This is a genomic window from Marichromatium purpuratum 984, from assembly GCF_000224005.2.
GTDB lineage: Bacteria > Pseudomonadota > Gammaproteobacteria > Chromatiales > Chromatiaceae > Marichromatium > Marichromatium purpuratum.
Map to the genome: position 1 here is coordinate 2,078,855 of NZ_CP007031.1, position 12,456 is coordinate 2,091,310.

Below are 12,456 nucleotides of genomic sequence, written 5' to 3' on the forward strand. Positions count from 1 at the left end.
AACCCGCGCGGGTTCCCTGTCCGAATCTTGCGTGTTGTTTCGCCGAGCCCGCGCGGCGCTAGCCGACCGCACCTTCCAGGCTGATGCTGAGCAGCTTCTGCGCCTCGACCGCGAACTCCATCGGGAGCTCGTTGAAGACTTCCTTGCAGAACCCGTTGACGATCATCGACACCGCATCCTCCTCGCTGAGCCCGCGGGCTCGGCAGTAGAAGAGCTGGTCGTCGCTGATCTTGGAGGTGGTCGCCTCGTGCTCCATGTTCGCCGAGGGGTGTTTGACCTCGATGTAGGGCACGGTGTTGGCCGTGCAACGATCGCCGATCAGCAGCGAGTCGCACTGGGTGTGGTTGCGCGCGTTGGCCGCGCGCTGACCGATCCGCACCAGCCCGCGATAGGTCTGGCGCCCCTCGCCCGCCGAGATGCCCTTGGAGACGATGGTCGAGCGGGTGTTGGGACCGATGTGGATCATCTTGGTACCGGTGTCGGCCTGCTGGCGGCCCTTGGTCACCGCCACCGAGTAGAACTCGCCGACCGCGTCGGCGCCGCGCAGCAGGCAGCTCGGATACTTCCAGGTGATCGCCGAGCCGGTCTCGACCTGGGTCCAGGAGATCTTCGAGCGCGCGCCGCGGCAGTCGCCGCGCTTGGTGACGAAGTTGTAGATGCCGCCGCGCCCCTGGGCGTCGCCCGGATACCAGTTCTGCACCGTCGAGTACTTGATCTCGGCGTCATCGAGCACCACCAGCTCGACGACGGCGGCGTGGAGCTGGTTCTCGTCGCGCTGCGGCGCGGTGCAGCCCTCCAGATAGCTGACGTAGCTGCCCGCCTCGGCGACGATCAGGGTGCGCTCGAACTGCCCGGTGTTGCGGGCGTTGATGCGGAAGTAGGTGCTCAGCTCCATCGGGCAGCGCACCCCCTCGGGGATGTAGACGAAGGTGCCATCGCTGAACACCGCCGCGTTGAGACAGGCGAAGTAGTTGTCGGTGTGCGGTACCACCGAGCCGAGATAGCGCTTGACCAGCTCGGGGTGCTCGTGAACGGCCTCGGAGATCGAGCAGAAGATCACCCCGGCCTCGGCCAGGGTCTCGCGAAAGGTGGTGGCCACCGAGACGCTGTCGAACACCGCATCGACCGCCACCCCGGCGAGCGCCTTCTGCTCCTCGATGGGGATGCCGAGCTTCTCGTAAGTCTCGAGCAGCGCGGGATCGACCTCGTCGAGGCTCTTGGGGCCGTCCTCGGGGCGCTTGGGCGCGGAGTAGTAGGAGATCGCCTGGAAGTCGATCGGCGGGTGATCGACATCGGCCCAGTTCGGCGGGGTCATGGTCAGCCAGTGGCGATAGGCCTTGAGCCGCCACTCGGTCATGAACTCGGGCTCACCCTTGCGCGCCGAGATCGCGCGCACCACGTCTTCGTCCAGCCCCGGCGGCAGGGTATCGGACTCGATCTCGGTGGTGAAACCGTGCTCGTACTCGGATCCGACGATGTCTTCGACGGCTGGGGTTGAGGTCATCGCTCCAGGCTCCGCTTATTCTCAGTAATTTGCTCAGTTATTAATATACGCCGCCAAGGGCACGAATCAACACCCCGCGCAACGCGGCAGTTCGTCTCGTCGACCTCGGGGGGCTGGACGGTGCCGGACATCGGCCCGCGTGCGGTGATGTCCACCGGATATTGCAGATAAACGGCGATTATATTCCAACTCGACGGCTGCTTTCACATCGAACTTGCAAATGCGAGGCGTTCACGTGGCAGCGGCTTCCCCGGCTGGGGCGCTCGAACCGGGTCGGGGACCCAACCATACAGCGACCCGCACCGACCTGTCTCGTCCGCCATGCACCAGCATCGACCAGGCTCCGCCCGATCCGTGGGCGAGGACGCCTCCCCCGAGCGCACCGCAGCGCGCACGGTGCGTTCGCACTGTTCTCCGAAGCAAGCGACGGGCCAGTGCCGGCGATGAGGGTCAGTCGGTGCCGAGCAGCCGCTCCAGGTGGGCGACGATGCGCTCGCCGGCGCGCCCGTCCCAGCGCTCGGGAATCTCGCCGCGCGGCCAGCGGCCATCGAACAGTCGCGCCAGCGCCGGGCCGAGACGCTCGGGATCGGTGCCGACGAGCAGATTGGTGCCGATCTCCACCGTCTCCGGGCGCTCGGTGGTGTCGCGCAGGGTCAGGCAGGGCACCCCGAGCACCGTGGTCTCCTCGGTGATGCCGCCGGAGTCGGTGATCACCGCGCGGGCGTGACGCACCAGATGGTTGAACTCCAGATAGGGCTGGGGCTCGATCAGGTGCAGAGTCTCGGGCACCGCGTCGAGCCGCTCCAGGGTGCGCGCGGTGCGCGGGTGCACCGGGAAGACCACCGGCTGCCCGCGGGTGTGCTCGGCCACCGCGCGGAGCATGCGCGCGAAGGCGCCGTCGGCGTCGACGTTGGCCGGGCGGTGCAGGGTGAGCACGAAGTACTCGCCCGGCCTCAGCCCCAGCTCATCCCAGCACGGCGGCGGGCGCAGCCGGTCGAGATTGGCCAGCAGGGTGTCGATCATGGTGTTGCCGACGAAGAAGATCCGCTCCTCGCCCACCCCGGCAGCGCGCAGATTGGCGTTGGCGTGCGCGCTGGTGGTGAAGAACCAGTTGGTGATCGCATCGGTCACCATGCGGTTGATCTCCTCGGGCATCCCCCAGTCGCCGGAGCGGATGCCGCCCTCGACGTGCGCCACCCGCACCCCGAGCTTCTGCGCGGCGATGGCGCAGGCCATGGTCGAGGTCACGTCCCCCACCACCAGACAGAGCGCGGCGGGGTGCTCGAGCAGCAGCCGCTCGTAGCGGGTCATGATCGCCGCAGTCTGCTCGGCCTGGGTGCCGGAGCCGACCTCGAGATTGATATCCGGCGCGGGGATCCCGAGTTGTTCGAAGAAGTCGCCCGACATCCGCCGGTCGTAATGCTGTCCGGTGTGCACCAGGCGATACTCGAGCCCGCCGCCGTCCGCGCGCCGCTGCTCCAGGGCGCGGATGATGGGCGCGATCTTCATGAAGTTCGGGCGTGCGCCGGCGATGATGTCGATCAGGGGCATGAGTCCGGTCCCTCGTTGGCGATGAGGCGCGACAGTACGGGCCGCGCGCACAGAGCCTAACGCGCCGCTCGCGGCCCGTCACCCGCCGCCGCCCGCGCCTCTCGGCGCGCGCCACCGGGCAAAGCTTGTCCACTCCAAAAAGACTTCAATATCGGCGGACACTTAAGCGCGTCGCGCACAGGTTATCCACAGATGGAACCACAGCAACTGTGGATAACCGAATCGTCATCCACACCCGGCCCCCGACCGTGACAGGAGCGAGCCATGCGCCCAGACCCATCCACCGCCCTGCTGATCGACATGGACGGCGTACTCTATCAAGGTGAACAGAGCATCGCCGGCGCCGCCGAGACCCTCGACTGGCTGCGCGCCAACGCCGTGGCCCATCGCTTCGTCACCAACGCCAGCTCGCGCCCGCGCGCGCAACTGGTCGCACGCCTCGCCGGTCACGGCATCACGGTCGCCGAGGGCGACATCCTCACCCCGCTGGTGGCCGCCGCCGACTGGCTGCGCGAGCACGCCGACGGCCCAGTCGCGGCCTTCGTCCCCGAGGCCACCCTGGCCGACCTCGGCGGGCTCGCCCTCGCCCACGACCCCGAGCACGACCGCGCTGGCGCCGTGGTCGTCGGCGACCTCGGCGCGGCCTGGGACTTCGCCACCCTCAACCGCGCCTTCCGCTTCCTCATGCAGCCCGACGCGCCACCGCTGCTCGCCCTCGGCATGACCCGCTACTGGCGCGCCGAGGACGGGCTGCGACTCGACACCGCACCCTTCGTGATGGCGCTGGCGCATGCCAGCGGGCGCCAACCCCAGGTCTTCGGCAAGCCCGCCGCGGCCTTCTTCGAGCGCGCCCTCGCCGCGCTCGGCACCGGCCCCGCGACCACCTGGATGATCGGCGACGACCTGCGCGGCGACGTCGGCGGCGCTCAGGCCGCCGGCCTGCGCGGCCTGCTGGTGCGCACCGGCAAGTTCCGCGCCGCCGAGCTGGCGGCGAGCGACATCCGCCCCGAGGCGGTGCTCGATTCGATCGCCGACCTGCCGGACTGGTGGCAAGCGAACGGCTGAGACGGTTTGCCCGCGGGCGATTTTGTGCGATGGTCGAGGGGGCGGCACTCCGCCCCCGTCGTCCAACTCAACGAGTCCGACCCCATGACCCCGGCCCCCTCCCCACGCCCCCTGGCCAATCCGCGCTTCCGTCGGCTGTTCACCGCCCAGGTGATCGCCCTGGTCGGCACCGGCATGAGCACAGTGGCGCTCAGCCTGCTCGCCTTCGCCCTCGGCGGCACCCATGCCGCGGCCATCCTCGGTGCCGCACTGGCGCTGAAGATGGTCGCCTATGTGTTCTTCGCCCCGGTGTTCGGGGGGCTGGCGCATCGCCTGCCGCGTCGCCCCTTCCTGGTGACCATGGACCTGGTCCGCGCCGCGGTGCTGCTCGCCCTGCCCTGGGTCGATGCGCTGTGGCAGGTGCTGGCGCTGATCTTCCTGCTCAACCTCTGCGCCGCGGGCTTCAAGCCGGTGTTCTCCGCGACCATCGCCGACCTGCTCCCCGACGAGGCCGAGTACACCCGCGCTCTGGCGCTCTCGCGCCTGGCCTACGATCTCGAGGCGCTGCTCAGTCCGGTGCTCGCCGGGGCGGCGCTGCTGCTGATCAGCTACGACGGGCTGTTCGCGCTCAACGCCCTCGCCTTCCTCGTCTCGGCAGTGCTGGTGACGCGCACCCTGCTACCCGCGGCCAGAGCGCCGGAGCGCGCCGGCACGCTCGGCGCCGAGATCCTCTTCGGCGTGCGCGCCTATCTCGCCACCCCGCGCCTGCGCGGGCTGCTCGCGCTCTATCTGGCGGTGGCCGGTGCCAGCGCCATGGTGATCGTCAACACCGTAGTCTATGTGCGCGACAGCCTCGGCGCCGGCGAGTCGATGGTGGCCATCGCCCTGGGCGCGGCCGGCGCCGGCTCGATGTTCACCGCGCTGGCGGTGCCGCGACTGCTCGCGCACATCAGTGAGCGACGGCTGATGCTCGGCGGCGCGACGCTGCTCGGCGTCGGACTGCTGCTCGTCGCCAGCGGCCCCGGCCTCGGCGGGCTGCTCGCCATCTGGCTGCTGGTCGGCGCGGGTCTCTCACTGGTGCAGACGCCCGCCGGTCGGGTGGTCAACCGCTCGGCCGCCGCCGGCGATCGCGCCGCCTATTTCTCCGCGCACTTCTCACTCTCGCACGCCTGCTGGCTGGTGTTCTATCTGCTCGCCGGCGCGCTCGGCGCCAGCATCGGCACCTCGGCCACCGCGCTGCTGTTGGGGCTGACGGCGCTCGCCTGCACCGTGCTCGCCGCCCGGCTGTGGCCGCGTGACGACCGTGCGGTGCTCGAACACCACCACCGGGCGCTCGACCACGACCACCTGCACACCCACGACAGCCACCACGACCACCCGCACGCGGGCTGGGAGGGACCGGAGCCGCACCGCCACCCGCACCACCACCGGGCGCTGCGTCACGCCCACGACTTCGTCATCGACACCCATCACCCGGTCTGGCCCGACGCGCGCCCGGCCTGACCCGCAGCGGAGAGACACCCATGCTCCACCCCCACACCATCGGTATCGTCGGCACCGGCCAGGTCGGCATGGCCGCCGCCTACGCCCTGTTCCAGCAGCGCATCGCCAACGAGCTGATCCTGATCGACCGCGATCGCGCCCGCGCCGAGGGCGAGGCGATGGACCTGATGCACGCCCAGGGCTATGTCGGGCGCCGACGGGTGCGCGCCGGCGACTATGCCGACCTGGCGCGGGCGCAGATCATCATCGTCACCGCCGGGGTCGCCCAACGCCCCGGCGAGAGCCGGCTGGAGCTGCTGCAACGCAATGTCGCGGTATTCCGCGAGATCGCCGAGCAGCTCGACCGCCACGCCCCGGAGGCGCTGCTGCTGATCGCCTCCAACCCGGTCGACCTGCTCACCTACGCCATGGAGCAGCTCTCCAGCCGTCCGCGCCATCGTGTCATCGGCACCGGCACCATGCTCGACACCACCCGGCTGCGCACCCTGCTCGCCGAACACTTCCAGGTCGACCCGCGCTCGGTCCACGCGCTGATCCTCGGCGAGCACGGCGACTCCGAGTTCGCGGTGTGGAGCCAGGCCAACATCGGCGGCACCCCGATCCGCGGTCACACCATCCTCGGCAAGCGCTGCGACCAGTCCTGCCGCGACGCCCTGCTCGCCAAGGTGCGCGGCGCCGCCGGCTCAATCATCGAGCGCAAGGGCTACACCAACTGGGCCATCGGCCTGGTCATCGCCCACCTGGTGCGCACCATCCAGGAGGACCAGGGCAGCGTGCTCCCGGTCACCACCCGGCTCGACGGCGCCTACGGCCTCCACGACATCTGTCTGAGCATCCCGGTGCGGGTCGGCATCGAGGGCGCCGGCGCGCCCCTGCCGCTCCCGCTCGACGACGAGGAACGGGCGGCGCTGGCGCATTCGGCGGAGGTATTGCGAGGGTTCATTGATGGGCTGGGGTTGGACTGAGAGCGTGGAATCGCCGCACAGGACGGCGCTCATTCAGCCCGCTCATGACAATGGTCCCGGACCACCTCGGCGACACGGATGCGATACCAGTCGAACAGACTGGCCTTGCCAGCGTGTCGGGCGGCGCGGTGCTCGACGAGTTCGCGCCACTCGCTGATCGACGCCTCGTCCTCCCAGAACGACAGACTGAGTAGCTTGCCTTCATCGGTCAGGCTCTGGAAGCGCTCAATGGAGATGAACCCCGGACGATCGACCAGGAACTGCCGCAAGTGCGCGGCACATGCCAGATAGGCCGCCCTGCCACGCTCACTGGGCTTGACCTCGAAGACGACGGCGAACATCGGCGACGTACTCACCCGAACACCTCAGGCAACTCGCCCAGATCGGCCACCACCCGGTCAGGCTCGTCGCCCCAGGGGTCGAAGGGCTGCTCGGGGTCGCGCCGGACCCAGACCGCGCGCATGCCCGTCGCGCGGGCGCCGATGACGTCGAAGGGGTTGCTCGAGACCGGCCAGGCGTGCTCGGGCCGCGTCCCGGTGGTGGCGAGGAAGTGGGCGTAGACGGCCGGATCGGGCTTGAACGCGCGCACCGCCTCGACACTGACCACACCGCTGAACCGGTCCCTGATGCCGGCATGATCGAGCAGCGTCTCGACCGCCTCGGCGGTGCCGTTGGAGAAGGCGTAGAGCCGGTGTCCGGCGCGCGCCAGCGCGGCCAGCCCGGGGGCGACGTCGGCGAAGGCCGGCAGCCGCCGGTAGCCGTCGATCAGGGCATCGAGCTGCGCCGCCTCGGGGGCGATCCGGTAGACCCGGCAGGTCTGCTCCAGGGCGTCGCGGGTGCAGCGCTCGAAGGTGTCGTATCGCCGCATCAGCCCGCGCCGGAAGGCGTATTCGAGCTGGCGGGCACGCCAGTCGCGGGAGAAGGCCGGGGCGGCCTCGCCCACCAGCGGGGTCAGCGCCGGGATCAGCCCGTGAGTGTCGATCAGGGTGCCGTAGACGTCGAAGGCGAGGGTCAGGCTCATGGTCGTCTCCTGCGGTGTGGTTCAGCGCGCGCCGGCCTCGAGGTCGATCAACGCCTGCTTGGTGCGCAGCCCGTGGGCGAAACCGGCGAGCCCGCCGTCGGCGCCGATCACCCGGTGACAGGGGATGATCAACGGGATCGGGTTGCGGCCGATGGCCGCACCCACCGCGCGGGCCGCGCCCGCCCGCCCGATCGCACGGGCGATCTCGCCATAGGTGGTCAGCGTGCCGTAGGGGATCTCGCCGAGCCGGGCCCAGACCCGACGCTGGAAGTCCGTGCCGGTGGGGTGGATGGGCACCGTGAACGCCGTCCTGTCACCGTCGAGATAGGCCCTCACCTCGGCCCGGGCGGCGGCGAAGCGCTCGGGACGATGGCGCCAGTCGGGCTCGATGCTGAACGCGCGCGCGCCGCGCTCGCCGCTGTCGAGATGCAGCTGTGTCAGCCCGCGCGCGTCGCCGACGAGGACGACGGCGCAGAGTCGGGTGTCGAATCGGGTGTAGTCCATGGTTCGTCTCCAGGGTGAGCGGGTGCGCGTGAGCGCGGCGCCGGGTCAAGGCTCGGCGGGCGCGGCGCGCACCGCGTTGGCGTTCCACAGACAGAGCGCGGCATAGGCCCGGTAGGGCCGCCAGCGCTCAGCGTGACGCAGCGCCTCGACGCGTGTCATCGGGCGCTCGCGCGTCAGTGCCTTGACGATCCCCAGATCGGTGACCGGGAAGCTGTCGACCAGCCCCAGACCGCGCATCGCCACGTAGTCGGCGGTCCACTCGCCGATGCCCTTGACCGACAGGATGTCGCGCTTGAAGGACTCGGCCGGCTGATGGGGCGAGAGCGAGCACACGCCCGCCTCCAGCGCCCGACAGAGCGCGTGGACGGCGGCCTGGCGCGCCCTGGCGAGCCCGATCGTGGAGAGGTCCAGCCCGGCCAGTCGGGCGCGATCGGGGAAGAACCAGTCGAGTCCCTCGGGATAGTCCGCCGGGGTCGGCTGCGCGGCGCGCGCCGCCAACCGCGCGGCCAGCTCCCCGGCGAAGCGCACCGAGACCTGTTGCCCGAGGATCGCCCGCACCGCGAACTCGAACGGATCGAAGGCGACCGACAGCCGGGGCACGGCGCCGTCCTCCAGTCCCGGGCGCAGCAGGTCGTCGGCGGCGAAGCGCGCCTGGATCTCGGCGAAACGGGTCTCGAGATCGAACATCCGCCTGACCCGCGCGGCGATCTCCATCGCGCAGGCGATGTGCGCGGAGTGGATGCGCAGCGCCAGCGCCGAGCGCGCCGGGTCGTCGGTGACCACGAAATAGCCCTCGGCGATCTCCGCGCGCCCGAGCAGGGCGACGCGGAAGGTGCGCGCGTACTGTGTCGCGGTGACGACCTCGACGCCGCGGATGGCGCGACGGCGGAGGAAATCGAGGACCCGACCGAAGTCGAACCCGGGGTCGTAGTCGAGGGCATAGGACAGACAGCCGTCCTCGAGCCCCTGATGGCGTCTCATCTCGCGCAATGCTCCTGGTGTCTGACCGAAGACCTTCCTGAACACCTCGTTGAACTGCCGCACCGAGCCGAACCCCGAGGCGAAGGCGATGTCGGTGACCGGAAAGGTCGAGTCGAGCAGCAGCCCCTTGGCCAGCACCGCCTTCTGCAAGGCCCCGACCTTGACCGGCGGGACGCCGAGAAAACGCACGAACAGGGCACGGAGCTGGCGGGCCGAGAGCAGCAGCTCGGCGGCCAGTTCGTCGACGCCGTGGTGGTGCAGATAGCCACGCTGGATCAGGTCCAGCGCCATGGCGACGAGCTGTCCGCCCTCGACGTGGGCGTGGCGCGTCCACGAGCGCATGTCCGGGCGGCAGCGCAGACAGGGCCGGAAGCCCTGCTCCACGGCCTCGAACAGGGTCGCGAAATAGGCCACGTTCTCCTCCCGCGCCCGCGGCGCGGGACAGGAGGGACGACAGAAGATGCCGGTGGTCCTGACCCCGAAGTAGAAGCGACCGTCGAAATCGGCATCCCGGCGCAACCGCGCGCTGCGGTAGAGTGCGAGATCATCGTCGGCGATCGTCGAGGTCATGTTCGCTCCGAGCGCGGATGTGCGGGTGCTCGGGGCGCATTCTCCGACCGGGCGGCGACGACGGACAAGCGATTTTCGGAACTCGCTCTCGCCCCCCGCGCCCGCGACGGCGCGACACGACAACCATCCGGCAACCCGCAGTGATGAACCATCAGACCACCCCCCACGGCGCCTTCCTCATGGTGCTGCTCGCCAACGCGGGTTTCGCCTTCAAGGGCATCTTCGCCAAGCTCGCGCTGGCCAGCGGGATCACCCTCGGCGGGATGCTGATGCTGCGCATCGCCCTGGCCATGCCGCTCTACTGGATCGCCGCGCGCACGCTCACCCGCGCCGCCGCCCCGCTCAGCGGGCGCGACTGGCGCGACGGGCTGCTCATCGGGCTGCTGTTCACCCTGGCGACGGTGGCCGACTTCATCGCCATCGACCGGCTCGGCGCCGGGCCCTCGCGGATGCTGCTGTTCACCTATCCGCTGATGGTGCAACTGCTCGTCGCCTGGCGCGCGCGGCGCTGGCCCACCCGGCGCGAACTGGCGGTGTTCGTGGTCTGCTACGGCGGGCTGGCGCTGCTGTTCGCGCCCCGGGGGCTCGCCGGCGATCTCGGCCCGGCCGGGTGGATCGGCATCGCCTGCGGGCTCGTCTCGGCGGCGAGCTACGCCTGCTTCCTGGTATGGGTCCAGGACACCGCCCGACGCATCGGCTCGGCGCGCTGCACCGCGCTCACCAACACCAGCACCTTCCTGGTGTTCTGCGGCTATGCGCTGCTCGGCGCCGCGCCCGCGGACTTCGCCATCCCGGTCGAGGGCTTCGGCTGGGTCGCGCTGATGGTGGTGATCGCCACCGTGCTCCCCTTCCTGCTGCTGTTCGAGGGCATCCGCCACACCGGCGCGGCGCGCGCCAGCCTGATCGCGCTGAGCGGCCCGGTGATCACCCTGGTCGCGGCCTGGGCGATCCTCGACGAACGCCTGCTGCCGCTCCAGGGTCTCGGTCTGGTGCTGATCATCGGCGCCATCGGCTACCTCCAGCTCGGCGGCGACGCGCTCGCGCGGCTTGTCCGTCGCCTGCGACCGTCGGCGCGCCCTGACAGCGGGCGAGCGATACGATAGGGACTGACCCGATCAGCCGGACCACACCGAGGACGACAGCCATGAAGGCACCCGCGACACCCATCAGACAGGCAGCAGCCAGCGACCGCGAGGACCTCGCCAGAGTGCACATCGCGTCCATCCTGGGGCTGTGTGCCGGGCACTACGAGGCCACGGCGCTGCGCGCCTGGACCGCCCTGCTCACCCCGTCCGTCTATGACCGGGCGCTGGCAGAAAAACTGCTGCTGGTCGCCGAGCAGCCCGGACACGGAGCGGTCGGGCTGGCGATCCTCGATCCCGAGGCGGCGGAGATCAGCGCCCTCTACGTCCACCCCGAGGCCGTCGGCAAGGGGGTCGGCACGGCACTGCTCGAGGCGATGGAGCAGCGCGCCAGGGCGACCGGCATCCTCACCCTGACGACCCGCGCGACGCTGAACGCACGGGACTTCTACGCCGCGCGCGGCTATCTCGACATCGGCCCCGACCACCATCGACTGCCGGGCGGCGTACGACTCCCCTGCGTCGCCATGACCAAGACGCTCGACTGAAACCGGACCCTGCCCGGGCGGCGGGTCCGGGCGCATCTGCTAAGGTTCAGGGGCCTGCCCCTGCATTCCATACCCATTGAACCGGCACGCGTCCGCACGCCCATTCAGGAGCAGGAATCCAGCTATGATGAGCCAGATGAAGATGCTTGCCGTTGCACTCACCCTGTCGCTGAGCGCACCGACGCTGGTCGCGGCCGACGATCAGGCGCTGCGCGCCAAGGCGCAGACGGCGAGGTTGCAACCCATCCCCGAGGTCATCGAGGACCCGGTGGACAACCCGGTGACGCCGGAGAAGGTCGCGTTGGGCAAGATGCTGTTCTTCGATCCGCGGCTCTCGGCGAGCGGGCTGATCAGCTGCAACACCTGTCACAACCTGGGGATGGGCGGCGACGACAACCTGCCGACCTCGGTCGGTCACGGCTGGCAGCGCGGACCGCGCAACGCGCCGACGGTGTTCAACGCCATCTTCAACGTCGCGCAGTTCTGGGACGGTCGCGCCGCCGACCTCAAGGCCCAGGCCAAGGGTCCGATCCAGGCCGCCGTCGAGATGGCCAACGAACCCGCACAGGTGGTCGCCACGCTGCAGAGCATGCCCGAGTACGTCGAGCACTTCGCCGCCGCCTTCCCGGACGCGCCCGAGCCGGTCACCTTCGACAACACTGCCAAGGCGATCGAGGCGTTCGAGACCACGCTGGTGACGCCCAACGCCCCCTTCGACCGCTTCATGCGCGGCGAGGACGACGCGCTGAGCGCCACGCAGAAGGAGGGGCTTGCGCTCTTCATCAACCGCGGCTGCACCGCCTGTCACGGCGGCGTCAACCTCGGCGGTCAGGGCTACTTCCCGTTCGGTCTGCTCAAGCGCCCGGGGGCCGACATCCTGCCGCCGACGGACAAGGGACGCTTCGAGGTCACCCGCTCGGCGACCGATGAATACGTCTTCCGCGCCGCGCCGCTGCGCAACATCGCGCTCACCGCCCCCTACTTCCACTCCGGCGCGATCTGGGACCTGAAACAGGCCGTCGCGGTGATGGGCACGGCGCAGCTCGGCAGCGAGATCGGCGAGGGCGAGGCGACCAAGATCGCCGCCTTCCTCGAGGCCCTGACCGGCGAGGTCCCCACGATCACCTATCCGATCCTGCCGGCCGAGACCGAGACCACGCCCAAGCCCCAGCCCTGAGCGCCA

At 70.1% G+C, this 12,456-nt stretch carries 12 protein-coding genes; 6 read left to right on the plus strand and 6 right to left on the minus strand.

Translation table 11 applies throughout. The annotated features are described in order from the left end of the window. Positions 1-58: 58 nt before the first annotated feature. Together sufB and wecB are read right to left on the minus strand one after the other, a co-directional pair. Complete coding sequence (gene sufB / locus MARPU_RS09140) at positions 59-1,504, minus strand: Fe-S cluster assembly protein SufB (protein WP_005224817.1); 1,446 nt, start codon at positions 1,502-1,504, stop codon at positions 59-61. Between the two features lie 450 nt (positions 1,505-1,954). Further along, positions 1,955-3,055 (minus strand): non-hydrolyzing UDP-N-acetylglucosamine 2-epimerase, encoded by a 1,101-nt coding sequence (gene wecB / locus MARPU_RS09145; RefSeq protein WP_005224816.1) that lies wholly within the window; start codon positions 3,053-3,055, stop codon positions 1,955-1,957. A 264-nt stretch (positions 3,056-3,319) separates the two neighbouring features. On the opposite strand from wecB, the gene MARPU_RS09150 reads away from it, so the two are divergent. The 3 genes from MARPU_RS09150 (at position 3,320) to MARPU_RS09160 (ending at position 6,567) form a co-directional block, all read left to right on the plus strand. Then, a complete protein-coding gene (locus MARPU_RS09150; RefSeq protein ID WP_005224815.1) occupies positions 3,320-4,120 on the plus strand; it encodes a TIGR01458 family HAD-type hydrolase in 801 nt (266 codons plus the stop codon). An 84-nt stretch (positions 4,121-4,204) separates the two neighbouring features. After that, positions 4,205-5,602, plus strand: coding sequence for an MFS transporter (locus MARPU_RS09155; protein ID WP_005224814.1), 1,398 nt, complete (start codon positions 4,205-4,207; stop codon positions 5,600-5,602). A 20-nt stretch (positions 5,603-5,622) separates the two neighbouring features. Next, positions 5,623-6,567: an L-lactate dehydrogenase gene (locus MARPU_RS09160; RefSeq protein WP_005224813.1), complete on the plus strand. Its 945-nt coding sequence runs from the start codon at positions 5,623-5,625 to the stop codon at positions 6,565-6,567. 29 nt (positions 6,568-6,596) lie between these two features. Here the strand turns inward: MARPU_RS09160 and MARPU_RS09165 are convergent, their stop codons facing one another. Genes MARPU_RS09165 through MARPU_RS09180 form a run of 4 tightly spaced genes read right to left on the minus strand, consistent with a single transcriptional unit; the run spans position 6,597 to position 9,643 of the window. After that, a complete protein-coding gene (locus MARPU_RS09165) occupies positions 6,597-6,908 on the minus strand; it encodes an antibiotic biosynthesis monooxygenase family protein (protein WP_005224812.1) in 312 nt (103 codons plus the stop codon). 11 nt (positions 6,909-6,919) lie between these two features. Beyond that, positions 6,920-7,588 (minus strand): haloacid dehalogenase type II, encoded by a 669-nt coding sequence (locus tag MARPU_RS09170; RefSeq protein ID WP_005224811.1) that lies wholly within the window; start codon positions 7,586-7,588, stop codon positions 6,920-6,922. 21 nt (positions 7,589-7,609) lie between these two features. Next, positions 7,610-8,092, minus strand: coding sequence for a methylated-DNA--[protein]-cysteine S-methyltransferase (locus MARPU_RS09175; RefSeq protein WP_005224810.1), 483 nt, complete (start codon positions 8,090-8,092; stop codon positions 7,610-7,612). Between the two features lie 45 nt (positions 8,093-8,137). Continuing rightward, positions 8,138-9,643: a DNA-3-methyladenine glycosylase 2 family protein gene (locus tag MARPU_RS09180; RefSeq protein ID WP_005224809.1), complete on the minus strand. Its 1,506-nt coding sequence runs from the start codon at positions 9,641-9,643 to the stop codon at positions 8,138-8,140. Between the two features lie 143 nt (positions 9,644-9,786). On the opposite strand from MARPU_RS09180, the gene MARPU_RS09185 reads away from it, so the two are divergent. The 3 genes from MARPU_RS09185 (at position 9,787) to MARPU_RS09195 (ending at position 12,450) form a co-directional block, all read left to right on the plus strand. Then, a complete protein-coding gene (locus MARPU_RS09185) occupies positions 9,787-10,746 on the plus strand; it encodes a DMT family transporter (RefSeq protein ID WP_005224808.1) in 960 nt (319 codons plus the stop codon). Between the two features lie 104 nt (positions 10,747-10,850). Continuing rightward, entirely contained in the window at positions 10,851-11,273 is a 423-nt protein-coding gene (locus MARPU_RS09190; RefSeq protein WP_198015465.1) for a GNAT family N-acetyltransferase, read from the plus strand. A gap of 124 nt (positions 11,274-11,397) precedes the next feature. Then, complete coding sequence (locus MARPU_RS09195) at positions 11,398-12,450, plus strand: cytochrome-c peroxidase (protein WP_005224806.1); 1,053 nt, start codon at positions 11,398-11,400, stop codon at positions 12,448-12,450. The last annotated feature ends 6 nt before the right edge of the window (positions 12,451-12,456 follow it).

Bases quoted from the DNA above. Each gene is read 5' to 3' on its own strand.
- sufB (WP_005224817.1), bottom strand. From the start codon at position 1,504: ATGACCTCAACCCCAGCCGTCGAAGACATCGTCGGATCCGAGTACGAG.
- wecB (WP_005224816.1), bottom strand. From the start codon at position 3,055: ATGCCCCTGATCGACATCATCGCCGGCGCACGCCCGAACTTCATGAAG.
- MARPU_RS09150 (WP_005224815.1), top strand. From the start codon at position 3,320: ATGCGCCCAGACCCATCCACCGCCCTGCTGATCGACATGGACGGCGTA.
- MARPU_RS09155 (WP_005224814.1), top strand. From the start codon at position 4,205: ATGACCCCGGCCCCCTCCCCACGCCCCCTGGCCAATCCGCGCTTCCGT.
- MARPU_RS09160 (WP_005224813.1), top strand. From the start codon at position 5,623: ATGCTCCACCCCCACACCATCGGTATCGTCGGCACCGGCCAGGTCGGC.
- MARPU_RS09165 (WP_005224812.1), bottom strand. From the start codon at position 6,908: ATGTTCGCCGTCGTCTTCGAGGTCAAGCCCAGTGAGCGTGGCAGGGCG.
- MARPU_RS09170 (WP_005224811.1), bottom strand. From the start codon at position 7,588: ATGAGCCTGACCCTCGCCTTCGACGTCTACGGCACCCTGATCGACACT.
- MARPU_RS09175 (WP_005224810.1), bottom strand. From the start codon at position 8,092: ATGGACTACACCCGATTCGACACCCGACTCTGCGCCGTCGTCCTCGTC.
- MARPU_RS09180 (WP_005224809.1), bottom strand. From the start codon at position 9,643: ATGACCTCGACGATCGCCGACGATGATCTCGCACTCTACCGCAGCGCG.
- MARPU_RS09185 (WP_005224808.1), top strand. From the start codon at position 9,787: ATGAACCATCAGACCACCCCCCACGGCGCCTTCCTCATGGTGCTGCTC.
- MARPU_RS09195 (WP_005224806.1), top strand. From the start codon at position 11,398: ATGATGAGCCAGATGAAGATGCTTGCCGTTGCACTCACCCTGTCGCTG.